The following is an 18,949-nucleotide window of genomic DNA, read 5'->3' as shown; positions in this document are numbered from 1 at the left end:
GACGGTGACGGACGGGGATCGGGGACGATGACGTCGGCGTCCTCGATCCGCCGGGGGGCGGCCTCTTCGGTCGTCGGGCGGGCCACGCGTTCGGCGGTCGGCCGTTCCACCCCTGAAGGCCGGCGATCACGGTGAGCGCGCGCCCGGTGGGCGGGTGACGTCGCCGGAACCGGCCCAGGCGGCACGGAATGCGCGCGCCTCAACGGAGCCTGTCGTCCTTCTCGTCGAGGATCGCGGTCAGGGGCAGCAGCCAGCTCGCGTGAGGGGCGCCCATGGCGGCGTCGAGCTCGGCGGGACTGGGCATGCGGTCGCGCAGCGTGGTCGGCGAGAGCAGATGCTGGAGCGCGTGCATGAGGAGGTTGGCCATCGAGTAGCAGGGGTCGACGGCCAGAGCGCGTTCGAGGGCGATGGTCGCCAGGACGCAGTCGTCGCCGTGCCAGGCGGACATCGCCAGCAGGGATGCCGCCGGTGGGACGAAGCGCGGCTCGAGGCGCCGGGAGAGATCCCTCCACAGCGCGAGGTGGGCGGGTCGCGAGGCGTCGTCGATCAGGGTCCACGCCTCGTCGCGCACCCTGATCAGGGACAGGTCGAGGCCCAGGCGGGCGGCTTCGTCGTCGTCGACTCTCCCTCCTCTCGCGGTGGTCTCGATGGCGGCGCGCACCCGGGCCAGGCCGTCGGCGACGAACCGGTGGGCGAAGTGGTCGGCGTCGGGGGCGGTGGCCATGGCGACGCGAAAGGCGGCGACCGCCCCGGCCGTGGCGCGGCGCATCGACAGCCGCACCGGGCCGGCGTGTGGCGCGATCGTCGCCTCCAAGGTGGCTCGGTCAGGAAGGGCGACCATGCCGTGCACGGTCGCTTCGGCGGCTATCGGACTGGTGGAGACGTCGTACGGCGTGCCGTCCAGGGGACAGCAGTCGGTCAGGTCGCACACGTAGGACCAGTAGCGCCCCTCGTGGGCGCGCAGGACCTCGCACGGGGTGACGCCGCACCTCTGGGCGACGGAACGGAGCTGGTCGACGGCCGGGGTGACGTGGGCGCCCGTGCCGTAGCCGACAGCGACGAGATGGGTGATCGACTCTCGGGCGAACAGTCCGGTGAGGGGGCGGAGCGAGCCCGGCGGGAGCGGCAGGTTCCAGCGCGCGCAGACGCGCATCTCGCCCTGGCCGACTCTGCCCGACATTCCGATGACGACCAGGCTGTCGGTGGGATGGAAGCCGACGATGTACGGCACGGCGGCAAGGATGTCGGCGGGGGTGGTCAGGGTGAGTGCGGGTGCGGTGACGTCGGTGCTCATGGGGCACGAGGGTGCCGGGCCAGGGGCGGGGACTTTTCGGGCGAGCGCGATTCTGTGGATGACGGGCGGACGGGCCGGACGTCTGTGGATGGAGCGGCCAGGGGCTCACGTGGATGAAGGGCGGCGCCCGGTCGAGGCTCCCGAAGGTGACGGGCGGGCGGCAGGTCAGGTCAGGGTGGCGCGGACGAGGTCGCCCGGCCCAGGGCCTGCCTGGGCGATCACGGTGCCGCCGGCGGACCAGATGCCCGACCGGCCCGCGGCCGCCGCGAACCCTTCACCGGACGACCCGGCGAAGCTCGCCACCGCGACCCACACCCCGTGCTCGGTGGCGATGCGCCGGGCGCGCTCGTCCTGGACCGCCGTGTCCTCGCGGTGCTCCAGGACGCCCCCGACGTAGGCGTCCATCCCCAGCGCGGCGGTGGCCGCCGCGTGCTGGGCAACGCCCGTGTCCTTGCAGATCGCCAGGCCGAGCCGCCAGCCGTCGACCTCGAGCACGGCGGGCTTGTCGCCGGGCGCGAACCGTCCGGCCTCGGTGGTGGACAGCCACAGCTTGCGGTACGCCACCACGACCCCGGTGCCGTCCACGGCCAGCGTCGAGATGTGCGGTCTGCCCGCCTCGCCCTGGACGGGCGCGCCGGCGAGGGCGATGGAACCGGTCTCGGCACAGGCCTCGACCACAGGCGCCAGACGCGCATCGTCGGTCCCGATGGCGGCGGCGTCGAGGTGGTAGCCAGTCAGGGAGAGCTCGGGAAAGACCACCACGCGGGCACCGGCGGCGCGGATCGCCGCCGCGTGCGTCACCGCGTTCGCCGTCACGTCGTACGGCACGCATTCCGGCTGAGCGACGGCGATGACCAGCGGTGCGCGCATCCAGACTCCCCCAAGGCCGATACCGAGGCACTGATGAGGAGCGATCGTACGGTGGCCGCGTTTCCTCCGCGTTTCCGGAAGCAGCGGCGACAAGGGCTTATGGGGCGGGAGGGGCGGCAGGCCGGGCAGGCTCGGCGGGAAGCGGCACGAGACGGCTGCGGACCATCAGCGCGGCGCCCGCCACCGCCGCCGGCATGGCCACGACCGCCACGAACGGCACCAGGAAGATCAGGAAGACCACCACGCCGAACCCCAGCGCGGGCGCCTTGTTCGCGCGCAGCACGCCGAAGCGGGCACGCCGGTTCATGCCGCGCCGTTCCATGGCCAGCGAGGTCAGCTCGACCGTCAGGAAGAATCCGGACACCAGGGCGCCCAGCACCGGCACCACCGTCTGCCCGACCACCGGCACGAACCCGAGGAAGAAGAGCGGGATCGTGAACATCAGCGCATACAGCAGGGTGACCAGGCTGTCGCGGATCGAGCGCGGGATCGACCGCCACCACGGCACGTCGTCGGCCCCGTGCAGGGGGTCGACCTTCTCCGAGAGCTTCTCGTAGAACGGCTCCCCGATGGCCAGCGTGAGCGCGGTGAAGGTCAGCACGGCCAGCGCCAGGCCGCCGATGAACAGCAGCACCGCCAGCGCTCCCCTGAGGAAGTCACGCCATCCGGCGGCCCATCCGTCGGCGAACGGTGTCAGGAAGTCGGCGATCCCCGTGGCGTTGTTGCCGAGGTAGACCAGCGCGGCCACGTAGATCACGAACGCGACCAGTGCGGGAACGAGCCCGAAACCCCACCACTTGCCGTTCTTGGCGACCCATCTGAGCCCTTGGAAGAAGAACCCGACGCCACCGGCGAACTCACGCATTGATCGCATGGGGAGAAACTAGCGCCAGAAGTCGGTCACCGCGTAGCCGAGTTCGGCGAACAGCTCGCGTACGAGCGGCAGGGAGATGCCCAGCACGTTACCGTGGTCGCCCTCGATGCCATCGACGAACCAGCCGCCCAGCCCGTCGAGGGTGAAGGCGCCGGCCACGTGGAGCGGCTCGCCGCTGGCGACGTAGGCGGCGATCTCGGCCTCGGACGGCGTGCCGAACCGCACCACCGTGGAGGCCACCTCGGCGGCCTGCCGTCCCGTGGCGACGTCGATCACGCAGTGGCCGGTCAGCAGGCGGCCGGTCCTGCCGCGCAGCATCCGCCAGCGCGTCAGCGCCTCCTCAGCGGTACCCGGCTTCCCGTACGGCCGGCCGTCGAGCTCCAGGATGGAGTCACAGCCGATGACCAGGCCCTCGGTGAGGCCGTCGGCGACCGCCGAGGCCTTGGCGACGGCCAGCTTCAGCGGCAGGTCGGCGGGGAGCACCGCGGTGAACGCCTCCTCGTCGACCCCGCTCACGATCACCTTGGGATCGAGCCCGGCGCTGCGGAGCAGGGCGAGGCGGGCGGGGGAGGCTGACGCAAGCACGATCACCCGGTCAGTTTATCCGGGCTCCGTCCCCTGTCTGCCCGAACGCCCCTGCAGGTCCGCAAACGCACGAACCCGAACCTCCGCGGGACCAAGCACTCAGACCGAGGCCGTCTTGTCCACCACATCCACGCGCCGGGTCGACCCGGGCGTCACGCCGGAAGCCCGGCCAGACCCCGCCTGGAGGCGGGCGAGGGCGTCGGCCCGCGTGACGCCCCCGTCCGCCCCTCGGCGCGTCACAGGTGCGGCGTGGGCTCGACGGCGGGCCGGTCGGCGCGCGGCAGTCCCGCCGCGGCGTACGCGTCGGCCTCGTCCAGCGTCTCCTGCTCCAGCAGGGCCACGACGATCGCCTCCAGCCGGTCCCTGTTCTCGGTCAGCACCCGGACCGCCGCCTCGTAGCACTCGTCCACGATCCGCCGCACCTCCTCGTCCAGGGTGGCGAGCGTGTGCGGGGCGGCCTGCGGCTGGCCCTCGTTGGGCAGGATCGTCAGCGGGCCGATCCGCTCCGACATGCCCCACCTGCCGACCATGCCACGCGCGATCATGGTGACCTGCTCGAGGTCGTTCTCCGCGCCGGTGGTGATCACGCCGTAGATGACCTGCTCGGCCGCCATGCCGCCGAGCGCGCCGATGATGCGTCCCCTCAGGTACTTCTCGTCGTAGGCGTAGCGGTCGGTGTCGGGTGTGGACAGGGTGACGCCGAGCGCCCTGCCACGCGGGATGATCGAGATCTTCCTGACCGGGTCGGCGCCCGGCTGGAGCATGCCGAGCAGCGCGTGTCCCGCCTCGTGGTAGGCGGTCCTGGTGCGCTCCTCCTCCGGCATGACGATCGAGCGGGCGGCGCCGAGCTGCAGCTTCTCCAGCGCGTCGGCGAAGTCGGCGGCCGAGACCTTCTCCTTGCCGCGCTTGGCGGCCAGCAGCGCCGCCTCGTTGACGAGGTTGGCCAGGTCGGCGCCGGTCATGCCGGGCGAGGTCTTGGCCAGCTGCTGCAGGCTGACGTCGCCGTCGAGCGGCACGCTCCTGGTGTGGACCTGCAGGATGGCCACCCTGCCGGCCGCGTCGGGCGGCGAGACCATGACCGTGCGGTCGAACCGTCCGGGACGCAGCAGCGCGGGGTCGAGCACCTCGGGCCTGTTGGTCGCGCCGATCACGATGACGCCCTCGGCGCCGGAGAAGCCGTCCATCTCGGTGAGGATCTGGTTGAGCGTCTGCTCGCGCTCGTCGTGCCCGCCGAGGCCGCTGGCCCCGCCGCGGGCGCGGCCGATCGCGTCGATCTCGTCGATGAAGATGATCGAGGGGGCGACCTTGCGGGCCTCCTCGAACAGGTCGCGCACCCGGGAGGCGCCGACACCGACGATCATCTCGATGAACTCCGACGCGCTGGCGGAGAAGAACGGCACGTTGGCCTCGCCGGCGACGGCGCGGGCCAGGAGGGTCTTGCCGGTTCCGGGCGGGCCCGCGAGCAGGACGCCCTTGGGCAGCTTGGCGCCGAGACGGCGGTACTTGTCCGGGTCCTTCAGGTAGTCGACGACCTCGACGAGCTCGTTCTCCACCTCGTCGATGCCGGCCACGTCCTCGAACGTGACCCGGATCTTGTCGCTCTCGATCGGCTTGGCCGCCTTGGACCTGCCGAGGCCGCCGAGGCCGCCGCCGCCCATCATGCCGGGGCCGCGGCGCATGACCCAGATCCACAGGGCCGCCAGGACGGCGATCGGCAGCAGCGACAGCAGCAGGTTGATGAGGAAGCCACGGCTGCCCGTGCTGATGGGCTCGGCCTTGATCTCCACGCCCGACGTGGTCAGCTGCTGGAAGAGCTGCTCGTCGTTGGCGAACACCGGGATCTCGGTGACGAACTTGGTGTAGGTCTTGTTGGAGCTGTCGGGGTCGGTCGCGGGCTTCTTGAGGTCTCCGGTGACGGAGTAGCCCTGCGCGTAGACCTCCTTGACGTTCCCGCCCGTCACCTGCTTGGTGAACTGGCTGTAGGAGATCGTCTCCACCTGGCCCTCGTCGAAGAACGACGAGATCAGGAAAAAGCCCGCGTAGACCACCAGCAACGTGACGACGAAACGCCACCAGTTGATTTTGGGTCGCCCGCCCGAGCCCCCCTTGGGCAGGCCCTCGGCACGCCAGGGCTTGGGCTGCTCCTTGTTCGGCTCCTTCTTCGGCAAGCTCGAACGCTCAGCCACGGCGTCACTCCCCCAAAAAAAATCGCCGTATCGTCGGTCGCTTAACAATAAGAAACGCGCGCCACTGACCGAGCCGTACGGTTTCAACGGTCTGGGCGCACGTTTCTCGTTCGTCAGCCTAGAACACGAACTCCCGACATGACGCGACGGATATCGGCCCATCTCTTCTTCTGGGTGTCGGGGATCGTGACGAACACCAGCGCGGGCCTGGCCTTGCCGGTGTCGAGCACGGCGACCGCCGCGACCGAGGCGCGCTTGCCGTACTTGACCTGGTAGTAGAGCGTCCAGCCCTTCTTGATCGGCTGGGCGCCGAGCCAGCGGATCACCGCCCCCTTGGGGTGGTGGTTCAGCGTCCAGCGGGCGGCCAGCAGGGCGGTGTCGCGCAGCCGTTGCTGCGCCTCGATCGGCACGGGGCAGCTGACCAGCATCGCCCTCGGGCCGGCGCCCGCCTTGGGCAGCACCTGCCTGGAGGTGAAGGGCGCGGCGCCGTACCGCTTCCAGGGGGCGCGTAGGCGGGGCACCGACACGCCCGTCTTGGCGTCCTTGATCACGCCCATGGTCGCGACGGGCTTGCCGGTGAGCGCGCGCAGCCGGATGCGGCCGGGCAGCTTCGGCACCCTGCGGTCGGCGGCCAGCGCCTCGAGCGCGGTGTATCCGGGGGCGATGGAGGCGCCGGGGCTCGGCGTCGCGGACGCGACGGGCGCCGCCACCGCCGAGGGCACCACCGAGGGCGCCGCCGAGGGCGCCCCGGACGGCACGGCCGAGGCGACACCGGACGGCACCGCCGTAGCGGCGGCCCCGGACGGCACAGAGGCGACGGCCGAGGGCGCAGTCGAAGGCGCGCCGGAGGAACCGGCCACGGTGGCCGCCGGCGAGGCGGCAGGGGAAGCGGTCGCCGGCGCGCCCGTGGATCCGGGCGAAGCAGCCGGCGAGGAGCCGGGAGTGGAAGCCGCCGAGGCGGGCGGCGAGGGGGCGGACGAGGACGGTACGGCCGGCGGCGCGGCGACCGGCCGGGCGGCGCCCTCGTCCGCGCCTCCTGACAGCGCGATGGCGAGCCCGCCGGCCACGAGCACGGCCAGCGCGGCCACGACGGCCAGCACCTGGTAGACCACCCGCATCCGCAGGTCGCCCAGGCGGCTGCGCCTGAGCGGAGAGCCCGCGGGCCTCGCCTGATATTTCACCTGAGGCCCCGCGGCCCCACTCTCCCCATCGAGCACGATCGGGAGCGTACGACATATCGCGGGATTGCGTGTAGAAAGCACGAATGGTGGAACTTCGATTTGACCAGGCGTCACGCGCCGCGCAAACGCACACGAACCTGTCCGCGGTGCGCGTCGACGGGACGGGCCTGTGGGTCGCGGGCGACGAGACCGCCACCATCGAGCGACTGACCTGGACAGGCGCCTGCTACGACCACGAGCGCACGTTCCACCTGGCCGACTACGTCGATCTGCCGGCGGGCAGGGACGACGAGGCCGACATCGAGGGCATCGCGGTGGCCGACGGAAGGCTGTGGGCGGTCGGCTCGCACAGCCTCAAGCGCAGGAAGGCCAAGCCGTCCGACCCGGCCAAGGTGGCCAGGCGCCTGGCCACCGTGGTCCGCGAGCCGAACAGGTACATCCTGGTACGGCTCCCGCTGGAGGGGCCCGACGCGGTGGGCAAGGGCGCCATCCTGACGGGGCTGGACGACGTGCTGGCCCAGGACCCGCATCTGGGCCCGTTCACCGCCGTCCCCGGCAAGGACAACGGGCTGGACGTCGAGGGCATCGCGGTGGTCGGCGAGCGGGTCTTCCTCGGGCTGCGCGGACCGGTGCTGCGGGGCTGGGCGGTCCTGCTGGAGATCGACGTGCGCGAGCACCGGCCGGACCGGCTGCGGCTCAAGGGCTATCGCAAGCACTTCCTGGACCTGGGCGGGCTCGGCGTGCGCGACCTGTGTCCCGACGGCGACGGCTCCCTGCTGGTGCTGGCCGGTCCGACCATGAGCCTGGACGGGCCGGTCAGCGTCATGCGGTGGGACGGGGAGGGTCAGCAGCCGGCGTTCGTGACCGACCTGCCGTACGGGGTGGGGTGCGACCACCCGGAGGGGCTGGCCGCGCTCGGCGACGGCAGGTTCATGGTCGTCTACGACAGCCCAGCGCCCGAGCGGCTCACCCCGGAGGGCGGGGTGCTGGCCGACGTCATCACGATCTGAGCCACAGCCTGGACCGGCCCGGGTTCACGACCTGACCCGCAGCCACGGCACGTCGGCCACGAACGTGCACGACCCCGGCGCGATCTCGGTGAACCCCGCGTCGCGCACGACGGGCAGCCCGCTGCCGGCCAGGGCGTCGAAGTCGGCGGCCGGCCGTACCGACACGCGCAGGCCCTGGGCGCGCCAGGCCGCCCGCTGCTCGGGGGAGCTGGCCCACCAGGCCAGCTGGGCGGCATGGCCCGCCTGCGCCATCGCCTTGCCCGCCGACATCTCCAGCGCGGGGTTCTCCCACAGCACCGGCGGCTCGGCGGGGCCCGGCCCGTCGGAGTCGGCCAGCTCGGTGCCGCCGACCTGCAGCCTGGCCAGGTCCTTCGGCCAGTCGTCCAGCGGGACGGGCGGGTAGACGCGCACCTGCGCCGTGCGGTGCTCGATCATGCGGCCGGGCAGCGCCAGCGCCCTGCGCCATTCGGCGCCGCGCGCCCTGCGCACCACCTTGCGGATCCGGCCGGTCGACTGCCAGGCCTCCAGTTCCCCTGACCACTCGCCGGGGTCGGCGAGCAGGTCGAGCACGGCCATGGCGGTCGCTTCGAGCGCGTCAGTGCGCTCGGGAGGGGTGGCCCGTTCGATCCTGACCACCAGCGGGAGCACCATCATGGGCTCCAGCATGCCGTATGGCAGGCAGCGCGGCTCGCGACGAGATGGCCACGGACATGGCCGCCGCCACGAGGCACAGCGCGCCGGCGACGTACCAGGCCAGGTCGTAGGCGCCCAGGTGGTCGCGGGTCAGGCCGGCGCCGACCGCCGCGATGGCGGCCCCCACCTGGTGGGAAGCGAACACCCAGCCGAACACGACGGCGCCGTCCGCGCCGTAGATCCGCCGGCACAGCGCCACCGTGGGCGGTACGGTCGCCACCCAGTCCAGGCCGTAGAAGACCACGAACAGCAGCATGCTCGGCTCGGTCGTGGCGGCGAACAGGCCGGGCAGCACCATGAGCGACAGGCCGCGCAGCCCGTAGTAGACGCCGAGCAGCATCTTCGGGTCGACCTTGTCGCTCAGCCAGCCGGAGGCGACGGTGCCGACGACGTCGAAGACGCCGACGAGGGCGAGCAGCCCGGCCGCGGTGGCCTGGGGCATGCCGTGGTCGTGCGCGGCGGGGATGAAGTGGGTGCCGACCAGCCCGTTGGTGCTGGCGCCGCAGATGGCGAACCCGCCGGCCAGGAACCAGAAGGCGCGCGTGCCGGCCGCCGAGCGCAGCACGGTCAGCGCCCTGACCGCGGCGTTGACCTTCGGCGGTTCGGGCCGGACGGCGGTGGCGGCGCCGAGCGCGGTGGTGCCCACGTCGGCGGGGTGGTCGCGCAGGAACACCCACACCAGGGGCACGACCAGCAGCGCCGAGCCGGTGACCGTGAGGGAGGCGACCCGCCAGCCCGGACCTTCGGCCAGCCAGGCGAGGACGGGGAGGAAGACGAGCTGTCCCGTCGCTCCCGCGGCGGTCAGGATGCCGGTGACGACGCCGCGGTGCCGGACGAACCAGCGGTCGGTCACCGTGGCCACGAACACCAGCGCCATGGATCCGGTGCCGAGGCCGACCAGCAGGCCCCAGCAGAGCACGAGCTGCCAGCTGGCTTCCATGAGGACGGTCAGGCCGCTGCCGAGCGCGACCAGGGTGAGCGCGACGGAGACGACCCTGCGCATGCCGAAGCGGTCCATGAGGGCGGCGGCGAAGGGCGCGGTCAGGCCGTACAGGATGAGGTTGAGGGAGACGGCGAGCGAGATCTCGCCGCTGGACCAGCCGAACTCCTCGTGGAGCGGGGTGATCAGGACGCCGGGGGTGGCGCGGAACCCTGCGGCGCCGATGATCGCCACGAAGGCGACCGCCGCCACCAGCCACGCGCGGTGCACTTTCATGCCGCCCATCATCCACAGTCACTGGAATCAGCCGTGAGTGGCCGGAAAGCCAATATGTGAAAGAATCGGGCCATGGCCCATCGCGTCGCCGTGCTCGTCCTGGACGACTTCGCCCCGCTCGACCTGGGCATCCCCGGCCAGGTCTTCTGGGCCGCGCGTGACCGCGACGGCAGCCACCTGTACGAGGTGGTGACCTGCTCGCTCGACCGGGCGCCGGTCAGGACGAACGCGGGCTACAGCGTGCTGCCCGACCACGACCTCGACATCCTCGACAGCGCCGACACCGTGCTGGTGCCCGGCGTCCACGGCGGGCCCACGATGCGCTCGGGCACGATCCCGCCCGCCGTCGCCGCGGCCCTCCAGAACCGTCCGCGGGTGATGTCGATCTGCACGGGGGCGTTCGTGCTGGCGGCGGCCGGGCTGCTCGACGGGCGGCCCGCGACCACGCACTGGATGAACGCCGACCGCTTCCGCGCCCTCTTCCCGAAGGTGCGGCTCGACCCTGACGTCCTGTTCGTCGACGACGGCGACGTGCTCACCTCCGCCGGCGTCGCCTCCGGGCTCGACCTGTGCCTGCACGTGATCCGCCGCGACCACGGCAGCGAGGTGGCCAACAGGACGGCCCGCCGCTGCGTGATGCCCCCGTGGCGGGAGGGCGGCCAGGCGCAGTTCGTGGACCGGCCGCTTCCCCAGCCGTCCGGCAACGGCACCGCCGCGACCAGGGGCTGGATGCTCGAGCGGCTGGAGGATCCCCTCGACCTGGCCACCCTGGCCGCGCACGCCCGGATGAGCGTGCGCTCCTTCACCAGGCGCTTCCGCGAGGAGACCGGCCTGAGCCCGGCCAGGTGGCTGGCCCACCAGCGGGTCGAGCACGCCCGCCACCTGCTGGAGACCACCGATCTGGCGGTGGCCGAGGTCGCCAGGCGCGCCGGCTTCGGCACCGCGGTCTCGCTGCGCCAGCACCTGCACTCCGCCGTGGGCGTGTCCCCGTTGGCCTACCGGCAGACGTTCAGACAGCCCTAGTTGCGAATCGTTCGCAAGAGAAAGTTACAGTCAGGTGCATGCACCCCCGTCTGTGGGTGAGCGTGCTGCTCGCCGTCGCCTCCCTGTCCGCCTGTACCGCTCCCTCCGCGGGTCCCGCGTCCGCCGGCGACGCCTTCGTCATCGCGATCAGCTCCGAGTTCGAGACCCTGGACCCGGTCAGGGGCTACGCGCCCGACGGCGGGTCGATGATGTTCGACGGCCTCATGAGCAGGAACGCCGACCTCTCGCTCAAGCCGGCGCTGGCCACCGCCGCGCCCACCATCTCGGCCGACGGCCTGCGGGCCGTCTTCACCCTTCGCCAGGGTGTGCGGTTCCACGATGGACGCCCGCTGACCGCCAAGGACGTCGCCTACACCTACACCGCCGTCAAGGACTCGCCGATCGGCGGCGACTACGACGCGATCGACACGGTGACCGCCAAGGACGATCGCACGGTCGAGTTCACGCTCAAGCACGCCTACGCGCCGCTGGCCCAGCGCACCACGCTCGGCATCGTCCCCGAGGGCGGGATCACGGCCGGCAGGCCGGTCGGCACGGGACCCTACCGGTTCGTCTCGTGGACGCCCGGCGACAAGGTCGTGATGGCCGCCAACAAGGACTACTGGGGCGGCGCGCCCGCGATCTCCACGGTCGTGGTGGCCTTCGCCGCCGACGACAACGTCAGGGCCACGCGCCTGGCGGCCGGCGAGTTCGACGCGGCGATCCTGCCGCCGAAGGCCGCGGCCAGGTTCGAGGGCGTGCAGGGGGTCACCGTCCACAAGGTCGACAGCGCCGACTACCGCGGCATCATGTGGCCGTTCAAGAACAAGGTGACCGGTGACCGGGCGATCCGCAAGGCGGTGAGCCTCGCCCTCGACCGGCAGGCCATGGTCGACACGATCATGGCGGGCGCGGGCAAGCCCGCCTACGGCCCCGTCTCGCCCGACACGACGTGGCACGAGCCCTCCGTCACCGGGAGGCCCACCCCCGACATCGCCGCGGCCACCAGGCTGCTCGACGAGGCCGGCCACCGGCCGGGCGCCGACGGCATCAGGGCGAGCTTCACGCTGATGTACCCGGCCGGCGACACGCTGCGCAAGGAGCTCGCGCTCGCCGTCGCCTCCGACGCCAAGAAGATCGGCATCGACGTACGGCTCGCGGGCCTCGACTGGGACGCCATCGAGCCCCGCATGGCCGAGGACGCGCTGATCATGGGCTACGGCAGCCCCTACGACCCCGACTACGTCAACTACGAGCTGTTCCACTCCGCTTTCGCCGGACAGGGCTTCTTCAACCCCGGCTTCTACGACAACCCCGGGGTCGACGCGGCGCTGGAGAAGGGCAGGGCCGCGGCGGAGGAGCCGGCGCGCAGGCAGGCCTACCAGGAGTTCCAGCGGCTGATCCACCAGGACGAGGCCTGGACGTACCTGGCCTTCCTCAAGCACGTCTACGTGATCCGCGGCCGGTACCAGGGCGTCCAGCCGTCGGTCGACGCGCACGAGCACGCCACCGGCGGCCTCTTCCGCGACCTCCACACCTGGAAGCCCGCCGCCTGATGGTGAGGATCGTGCTCTGGCGGCTGGCGTTCGCGCTGCCGCTGCTGCTGGGGGTCACCGCGGCGATGTTCGCGCTGGCCGCCGCCTCCCCGTTCGACCCCGTCCGCCAGTACCTCGGCGACCGCGCCATGGTCACCCCGCCCGAGGTGGTCGCGCGGATCAGGGCCGACTGGGGCCTCGACCGGCCGCTGCCCGAGCAGTACGCCACCTGGCTCGGCAACCTGCTGTCGGGACGCCTCGGCGACTCCCACTCCTTCAACCGGCCCGTCGCCGAGGTGATCGCCGAGCGCCTGCCGTGGACGCTGCTGGCCACCGGCTGCGCGATCGTCCTCATGCTGGCCGGCAGCCTGGTCGTCGGCACGCTGGCCGCCTGGCGCAAGGGCTCGGCGCTGGACCGGATCATCACGGGCGGCGCGCTCGCCAACGAGTCGGCCCCGGTGTTCTGGCTGGCGCTGGCGGCCGTCCACGTCTTCGCCGTCACGCTGCGGTGGCTGCCCGCGGGCGGGCTGACCGACGCGGGCGCCACCACGCTCGACCCCGCCGACGTGGCCGTGCACATGGTGCTGCCGGTGACCGTCCTGGCGGTCTCTCAGTCGTCATGGCTGGTGCTCTACGTCCGCGAGTCGGTCATCGGCACGCTGCGCGAGGACTTCGTCATCGGCGCCCGCGCGCGCGGGCTGCGCGAGCGCACGGTCGTCGTCCGGCACGCGCTGCGGGCGGCGTTGCTGCCCTTCCTCACGCTGCTGGGCGCGCGGGTGCCCGAGCTGGTGACGGGCGCGATCCTGGTCGAGAGCGTCTTCTCCTGGCCGGGCGTCGCCTCGGCGACCGTGCAGGCGGCCTTGTCGGTGGACTTCCCGCTGCTGGCCGTCCTGACCCTGCTGGGCACGCTGGCCGTCATCGCGGGCAACCTCCTCGCCGACCTGGCCTACCGGGTCGCCGACCCGAGGACGGCGGCATGAGGACCGCCGCCGCCGCCCTGATCGTGCTGGCCCTGGCGGTGCTGCTGGTCCCGCCGATCTTCCAGCTCGACCAGCAGCTGGTGGACCTGCGCGCGGCGGGGCTGCCGCCCTCGCCCGCGCACCCGCTCGGCACCGACGAGGTGGGCCGCGACGTGCTGCTGCGCTGCGTGTACGGCCTGCGCGTCTCCTTCCTCGTCGGCCTGGTGGCCGCGCTGGTCAGCATGCTGATCGGCGGCACGCTCGGCCTGGTCGCCGGAAGCGCGGGTGGGCCTGCCGACCGGCTGCTGATGCGCGTGGTCGACGGGTTCTCGTCGCTGCCGCACCTGCTGCTCGGCATCTTCATCGTGGCGATGTTCGCGCCCAGCCCCGCGGCCGTGGTGGTCTCGGTCGGCGTCACCCACTGGACGTCGGCGGCGCGCATCGTCCGCTCGGAGGTGCTGTCGCTGCGCGGCCGGCCGTTCGTGGAGGCCGCGATCGCGGGCGGCGCGAGCCGCTCCCGGGTGATCCGCCGCCATCTGCTTCCGCATCTGGTGCCGCACCTGCTGCTGGCGATGGTCCTGATGGTGCCGCACGCGATCTGGCACGAGACCGCGCTCAGCTTCCTCGGCCTGGGCCTGCCGCCGCACCTCGCCTCGCTCGGCAACATGATCAACGACGGTCAGCGCTCGCTGCTGGCCGGCACCTGGTGGTCCAGCCTCGCGCCCGGCCTGTTCGTCGTGGCGCCGACGCTGGCCGTCTCGGTGCTGTCCCAGCACTGGCGCGACCGGCTCAACCCGCGGACGCGATCGGAGCTCGCACTGTGAGCGTGGATGCGAAACTCGAGGCACTCGAGGCACTCGAGGTAACGGGGCTCACGGTGAGCTTCGCCATCCCGCGGGCAACCGTCCGCGCGGTCACCGGCGCCTCCTTCTCGGTACGGCGGGGCCGCTGCCTCGCGCTCGTCGGCGAGTCGGGATGCGGCAAGTCGGTCCTGGCCCACGCGCTGCTCGGACTGCTGCCCCGCAACGCGCGCGTGTCGGGACGGGCGCTGCTCGACGGCCGCCTGGACCTGCTGTCCGCCTCGCCGGCCGTCCTGGCGGGGAAGGTGCGCGGGCGCGAGATCGGGCTGATCCCGCAGAGCCCCGCCACGCACCTCACCCCCGTCAGGACGGCACGCGCCCAACTGGAGGAGGCGCTCTCCGAGCTCGGCTCCCGGCTCGGCGCGGCCGAGCTCGCCGAGCGGTTCGGGCTGGCCGCCCGCGACCTGGACCGCTACCCGCACGAGCTGTCCGGCGGGATGGCGCAGCGGGTGGCCAACGCGATCGCGCTGGCGGGCGACCCCGGCCTGCTGATCGCCGACGAGCCCACCAGCGGTCTCGACCGGCCGCTGGTGGAGCGGACCATGGCCGTGCTGCGCGAGCTGTGCGAGGAGGGCAGGGCGGTGCTGGTCATCACCCACGACCTGCGCGCCGCCGCGCGGGTCGCCGACGACATCGCGGTGATGTACGCCAGCCGGCTGGTCGAGGTGGGCCCCGCCGCCGAGATCCTCGAACGCCCCCGCCACCCTTACGCCGCCGGGCTGGTGGCCGCGCAGCCCGACCGGGAGTTCGTCGCCATCCCGGGGATGCCGCCCGAGCTGACGGCGCTGCCCGGCGGGTGCGCGTTCGCGCCCCGCTGCCGGCACGCCTCCGAAGCCTGCGCGACGCTCCCCGCGATGACCGCGGGCGTGTCGTGTCACCATCCGCTCAGGGAGGCCGCCCATGCTCACGGCGCGTGACATCACCGCCGGGTACGGCGGGCGGCCGGTGCTGTCGGGGGTCTCGATCGAGGTGCCGCCCGGCCGTACCGTCGGGCTGGGCGGACCGAGCGGCTGCGGCAAGTCGACACTGGCCAGGGTGCTGTCGCTGATGCTCCGGCCGCTGTCCGGCGGGGTGAGCCTCGACGGGACGCCGGTGACCCGGTGGCGGCAGCGCGCGCCGCGCGAGCTGCGCACCAGGGTGGCGCTGCTGTACCAGCAGCCCAGGGTGGCGGTCGATCCGCGGCTCACCCTGCACGAGATCGTCTCGGAGCCGCTGGCGGCGGCGGGGCGGCCGTCGCCCGCGCTGGTCGCCGAGCTCGCGGCGGAGGTAGGGCTGACCGGCGACCTGCTGACCCGGCGGCCGCACGAGGTGTCGGACGGGCAACTGCAGCGCGCCTGCCTGGCACGGGCGCTGACGCTGCGACCGCGGTACCTGCTCTGCGACGAGATGACGACCATGCTGGACGCCTCCACGCAGGCGCACCTGGTCGCGGTGGTGCGCTCCTACCAGGAGCGCACGGGGGCCGGGGTGCTGGCGATCAGCCACGACCAGGTTCTGCTGGACCGCTGGGCCGACGCGACCCTCCCCTGGCCCCCTTGACGGGGCCTGGCCTCGCTCACCGGGGTCTGCCCTCACTCACCGGGGTCTGCCCTCGCTCACCGGGGACTGGCCTCGCTCACCGGGGAGTGGATCGCGAAGGCGGCCTCGTCGACGTGACGGCGCCCCGCGTGCTCTCGTTCGCGTACGGCACGCCGATCACGCGGGCGCGGACCGCCGTCACCAACGCCTCCCCCGCCAGCCCCACCCCCATCGACAGCTGGATCGGCCGGGCCTGGGCGGGCACGCCGTACCGGGCGGCCAGCACGCCCACGCCGAGACCGGCGGCCGCCGAGACGACCCACACGACCAGGGTGCGCCAGGTGTAGCGCTGGCACAGCACGCCGTCGCGCTCGAACAGCGCGGTCGTCGCGGCGCGGAGCGCGCCGAAGCCCAGGGCGACCAGGCCGCCGGCCACGAGCCAGAGCACGTCGACCGGCCCCAGCGCGACCTTGGACAGCGCGTGGATCCCGATGCCGGTCAGGACCAGGGGCGGAACGTAGACGTCGCGCGCGTTCAGCGGCTCGCCGATCAGGCGCCGGACCACGACGTAGCCGACCAGTCCCACGATCAGCAGAGTATTTAGCATGGTCATGCTAAATAAATTAGCAGAGGCGTGCTATAACGACAACGTGCCGAAAATCGTCGATCCCGAGGCCCGCCGCGAAGAGGTCGTGGAAGCCGTCTTCCGCGTCGTGCGCCGCCACGGCCTCGAGCAGGCCTCGCTCCGCAACGTGGCCGAGGAGGCGGGCCTGGCCATCGGCTCGGTCCGGCACTACTTCGCCGGGCACACCGAGCTGATGGTCTTCGCCATGCAGGCCATGGCCGAGCGGGTGGAACGGCGCCTGCTCGAGCACGTCGAGCGGCTGGCTGCCGCCGCCGACCGCCTGCCCGTCGCCGAGTCGATGCTGGCCGAGCTGCTCCCCCTCGACGAGCGGCGGCGCGACGAGGCCACGATCTGGCTCGCGTTCGCGACCGCCGCGCGCACCCGCCCCGAGCTGCGCCCGCACGCCGAGGAGTCCTTCGACGGCATGCGCCGCCTGGTGCGCAGGGTGCTGGACGGCGCCCGCGCGCTCGGCCGCCTGCGCGAGGACGCCGACCTGGAGGTGGAGACCGACCGGCTGTGCGCGCTCATCGACGGGCTGACCGTGCAGGCGGTCCTGCACCCCGACCGCGTGGACGCCGACACCATGACGCGCGCGCTGCGCGCCCACCTGGTCAGTCTGACCCGCTGAGCCGGGGCGCGGAACGGGCGACCCCGCTCCGCGCCCTCGCCAGGAACGCACGCGCTCGGCGCCCTCCGTGGGAACGCAGCCGCTCCGCGCCCTCCCTAGGAACGCATCCGCTCCGGGAGCTCGGCGCGCGCGAGGTCGACGGCCAGCGGGCTGGCCGCGTAGGTGATGCGCGCGACACCGTCGGGATGCGCGGCCACCTCCCCGACCACGCCGAAGACCTCGCTCAGCACACCGGGCGTCAGCGCGTCGAGCGGAGACCCCGCCGCGGCCACGCGCCCGTCGCACAGCACGACGAGCGCGTCACAGCTGCGCACCGCGAGGTCCAGGTCGTGCAGGACGGCGAGCGTGGTGACGCCGAGCTCCCGCACCAGCGCCAGCAGCTCGAACCTGGCCCTGATGTCGAGATGGTTGGTCGGCTCGTCGAGCACGAGCAGCACCGGGTGCTGCGCCAGCGCCTTGGCCAGCAGCACCCGCTGGCGCTCCCCGCCCGACAGCGCGCCGAACGGCCGGCCCGCCAGCGCGAGCGTCCCCGTGCGCCGCATCGCCTCCTGGACCGGCGCGCGCCCGTCGCCCTTGTGCGGCGTCCGGCCCAGCTCCACCACCTCCGCGACCGTCATACCCGCCGGGATGGTGTTGTCCTGGAGCACGGCGGCGGTACGCAGGGCCGACTCGCGCGCCGACATCGCCCACACGTCGGCCTCGCCCAGCCGTACCGCGCCGCGGTGCGGGCGCAGCGACCGGTAGACGGTCCGCAGCAGCGTGGACTTGCCGCTGCCGTTGGGCCCGACCAGGCCCACGATCGTGCCCTGCGCCACTTCGACGGACACGCCGCGCAACACGGGAGTGCTGTCGAGCGTCACGGCGACCTCGTCGACGACCAGCCTCATGACGCCGCCACCTGCCGGTCGCGGCGCAGCAGCCACAGGAAGAACGGCGCGCCGAAGACCGCCGTGAGAATGCCGAGCGGCAGCTCGTTCGGCGCGTCGACGGTCCTGGACAGCAGGTCGACCAGCACCAGGTAGGCCGCGCCGACCAGCGCCGAGACGGGCACGACCCTGCGGTGGTCGGTGCCGAAGCACAGCCTGACCACGTGCGGGATCATGAGGCCGACGAAGCCGATGCCGCCCGCGACCGCGATGACCGCCCCCACCAGCAGCGAGGAGGCGGCCAGCAGGCCCGCGCGGGCGCGCCGTACGTCGAGGCCGAGCGCGGTGGCCGACTCCTCGCCCGTGACCAAGGCGTTGAGGCGCCTGCCGTACAGGGTGAGGACCAGCCCGCAGCAGGCCACCAGCGCGGCCAGCGGGCCGAGCTGGTCCCACTGGGCGCCGACCACGCTGCCCAGCATCCAGAACATCACCGCGCCGAGCTCGTTCGGCGTCGCCTGGAGCTGGATGTAGCTGGTGACGGCCAGAAGGACGTAGCCGACCGCCACGCCCGCCAGCACCAGCCGCGTCGGGGTGAGCCTGCCGCGTTGCTGGCCGAGCAGGAACACCAGCACGGCGGCGCCCAGCGCGCCCACGAAGGCCGCCGAGGAGACGCCGAGGCCGCCGGCCGCGCCGGCGCCGAACGTGATCACCAGGACGGCGCCGACCGAGGCGCCCGACGAGACGCCGACCACCTGCGGGTCGGCGAGCGGGTTGCCGGCCAGCGCCTGCAACACCACGCCCGCGGCCGACAGGCCTGCTCCGGCGAGCGCCGCCAGCAGCACCCTGGGCAGGCGGTACTCCCAGATGATCTGGTCCTGGATCGGGTCGCCGCCGGTGCCGGCGGTCAGGATGTTCCAGGTGTCGGCGATCGGCACGTTCACCGAGCCGATGCCGACCGCCACCACCATGGCGGCGGCCAGCGTGACCGTGAGGACGACCACGCTGGGCAGCAGAGGCAGGCGCATC

At 72.9% G+C, this 18,949-nt stretch carries 19 protein-coding genes; 8 read left to right on the top strand and 11 right to left on the bottom strand.

The window, feature by feature from the left end; genetic code table 11:
* Nucleotides 1-199: 199 nt before the first annotated feature.
* The 6 genes from ABZX22_RS32720 to ABZX22_RS32695 form a co-directional block, all read right to left on the bottom strand.
* Complete coding sequence (locus ABZX22_RS32720) at nucleotides 200-1,294, bottom strand: DUF4192 domain-containing protein (protein ID WP_354916589.1); 1,095 nt, start codon at nucleotides 1,292-1,294, stop codon at nucleotides 200-202.
* A 165-nt stretch (nucleotides 1,295-1,459) separates the two neighbouring features.
* Nucleotides 1,460-2,164, bottom strand: a complete 705-nt coding sequence (locus ABZX22_RS32715) for a carbon-nitrogen hydrolase family protein (RefSeq protein ID WP_354916586.1) — start codon at nucleotides 2,162-2,164, stop codon at nucleotides 1,460-1,462.
* Nucleotides 2,165-2,261: 97 nt separating this feature from the next.
* Nucleotides 2,262-3,038, bottom strand: a complete 777-nt coding sequence (locus ABZX22_RS32710; protein WP_354916583.1) for an EI24 domain-containing protein — start codon at nucleotides 3,036-3,038, stop codon at nucleotides 2,262-2,264.
* Between the two features lie 9 nt (nucleotides 3,039-3,047).
* Nucleotides 3,048-3,629 carry a nucleoside triphosphate pyrophosphatase gene (locus tag ABZX22_RS32705; protein ID WP_354916580.1) on the bottom strand — a complete coding sequence of 194 codons (582 nt, stop codon included), beginning with the start codon at nucleotides 3,627-3,629 and terminating at the stop codon, nucleotides 3,048-3,050.
* Between the two features lie 230 nt (nucleotides 3,630-3,859).
* Complete coding sequence (gene ftsH, locus ABZX22_RS32700; protein WP_354916577.1) at nucleotides 3,860-5,809, bottom strand: ATP-dependent zinc metalloprotease FtsH; 1,950 nt, start codon at nucleotides 5,807-5,809, stop codon at nucleotides 3,860-3,862.
* Between the two features lie 113 nt (nucleotides 5,810-5,922).
* The gene (locus tag ABZX22_RS32695; RefSeq protein WP_354916574.1) at nucleotides 5,923-7,026 is read right to left on the bottom strand and encodes a hypothetical protein; all 1,104 of its coding nucleotides are present in this window, start codon (nucleotides 7,024-7,026) and stop codon (nucleotides 5,923-5,925) included.
* Nucleotides 7,027-7,136: 110 nt separating this feature from the next.
* Here ABZX22_RS32695 and ABZX22_RS32690 point away from each other — a divergent pair, with 110 nt between their 5' ends.
* Complete coding sequence (locus tag ABZX22_RS32690) at nucleotides 7,137-8,000, top strand: DUF3616 domain-containing protein (RefSeq protein WP_354916571.1); 864 nt, start codon at nucleotides 7,137-7,139, stop codon at nucleotides 7,998-8,000.
* A gap of 24 nt (nucleotides 8,001-8,024) precedes the next feature.
* On the opposite strand, the gene ABZX22_RS32685 is transcribed toward ABZX22_RS32690, so the two are convergent.
* Both ABZX22_RS32685 and ABZX22_RS32680 read right to left on the bottom strand, forming a co-directional pair.
* Nucleotides 8,025-8,654: an aminoacyl-tRNA hydrolase gene (locus tag ABZX22_RS32685; protein ID WP_354916568.1), complete on the bottom strand. Its 630-nt coding sequence runs from the start codon at nucleotides 8,652-8,654 to the stop codon at nucleotides 8,025-8,027.
* Nucleotides 8,596-9,909 (bottom strand): MFS transporter, encoded by a 1,314-nt coding sequence (locus ABZX22_RS32680; RefSeq protein WP_354916565.1) that lies wholly within the window; start codon nucleotides 9,907-9,909, stop codon nucleotides 8,596-8,598. Before ABZX22_RS32680 ends, ABZX22_RS32685 begins: the two co-directional genes overlap by 59 nt.
* Before the next feature lie 72 nt (nucleotides 9,910-9,981).
* On the opposite strand from ABZX22_RS32680, the gene ABZX22_RS32675 reads away from it, so the two are divergent.
* From ABZX22_RS32675 to ABZX22_RS32650, 6 genes are read left to right on the top strand one after another with little or no spacing between them, the layout of a single operon-like run.
* Nucleotides 9,982-10,932, top strand: coding sequence for a helix-turn-helix domain-containing protein (locus tag ABZX22_RS32675; protein ID WP_354916562.1), 951 nt, complete (start codon nucleotides 9,982-9,984; stop codon nucleotides 10,930-10,932).
* A gap of 38 nt (nucleotides 10,933-10,970) precedes the next feature.
* Nucleotides 10,971-12,488: an ABC transporter substrate-binding protein gene (locus ABZX22_RS32670; protein ID WP_354916559.1), complete on the top strand. Its 1,518-nt coding sequence runs from the start codon at nucleotides 10,971-10,973 to the stop codon at nucleotides 12,486-12,488.
* An 11-nt stretch (nucleotides 12,489-12,499) separates the two neighbouring features.
* Complete coding sequence (locus tag ABZX22_RS32665; RefSeq protein ID WP_354916556.1) at nucleotides 12,500-13,447, top strand: ABC transporter permease; 948 nt, start codon at nucleotides 12,500-12,502, stop codon at nucleotides 13,445-13,447.
* The gene (locus ABZX22_RS32660; protein ID WP_354916553.1) at nucleotides 13,444-14,250 is read left to right on the top strand and encodes an ABC transporter permease; all 807 of its coding nucleotides are present in this window, start codon (nucleotides 13,444-13,446) and stop codon (nucleotides 14,248-14,250) included. Before ABZX22_RS32665 ends, ABZX22_RS32660 begins: the two co-directional genes overlap by 4 nt.
* A gap of 2 nt (nucleotides 14,251-14,252) precedes the next feature.
* Entirely contained in the window at nucleotides 14,253-15,203 is a 951-nt protein-coding gene (locus tag ABZX22_RS32655; RefSeq protein WP_354916550.1) for an ABC transporter ATP-binding protein, read from the top strand.
* Nucleotides 15,187-15,825, top strand: a complete 639-nt coding sequence (locus tag ABZX22_RS32650; protein WP_354916547.1) for an ATP-binding cassette domain-containing protein — start codon at nucleotides 15,187-15,189, stop codon at nucleotides 15,823-15,825. The genes ABZX22_RS32655 and ABZX22_RS32650 overlap by 17 nt, the downstream gene beginning before the upstream one ends.
* A gap of 76 nt (nucleotides 15,826-15,901) precedes the next feature.
* On the opposite strand, the gene ABZX22_RS32645 is transcribed toward ABZX22_RS32650, so the two are convergent.
* Nucleotides 15,902-16,417 carry a hypothetical protein gene (locus tag ABZX22_RS32645; RefSeq protein ID WP_354916545.1) on the bottom strand — a complete coding sequence of 172 codons (516 nt, stop codon included), beginning with the start codon at nucleotides 16,415-16,417 and terminating at the stop codon, nucleotides 15,902-15,904.
* 37 nt (nucleotides 16,418-16,454) lie between these two features.
* Between ABZX22_RS32645 and ABZX22_RS32640 the strand changes: the two genes are divergently transcribed.
* The gene (locus tag ABZX22_RS32640) at nucleotides 16,455-17,057 is read left to right on the top strand and encodes a TetR family transcriptional regulator C-terminal domain-containing protein (protein ID WP_354916542.1); all 603 of its coding nucleotides are present in this window, start codon (nucleotides 16,455-16,457) and stop codon (nucleotides 17,055-17,057) included.
* Between the two features lie 95 nt (nucleotides 17,058-17,152).
* Here the strand turns inward: ABZX22_RS32640 and ABZX22_RS32635 are convergent, their stop codons facing one another.
* Nucleotides 17,153-17,944 (bottom strand): ABC transporter ATP-binding protein, encoded by a 792-nt coding sequence (locus ABZX22_RS32635; protein WP_354916539.1) that lies wholly within the window; start codon nucleotides 17,942-17,944, stop codon nucleotides 17,153-17,155.
* The gene (locus tag ABZX22_RS32630) at nucleotides 17,941-18,948 is read right to left on the bottom strand and encodes an iron ABC transporter permease (RefSeq protein ID WP_354916536.1); all 1,008 of its coding nucleotides are present in this window, start codon (nucleotides 18,946-18,948) and stop codon (nucleotides 17,941-17,943) included. The genes ABZX22_RS32635 and ABZX22_RS32630 overlap by 4 nt, the downstream gene beginning before the upstream one ends.
* Nucleotide 18,949 lies beyond the last annotated feature (1 nt).

Source organism: Nonomuraea sp. NPDC003804, assembly GCF_040610675.1.
Taxonomy (GTDB): domain Bacteria; phylum Actinomycetota; class Actinomycetes; order Streptosporangiales; family Streptosporangiaceae; genus Nonomuraea.
This window is presented reverse-complemented; position numbering and strand designations above follow the sequence as displayed.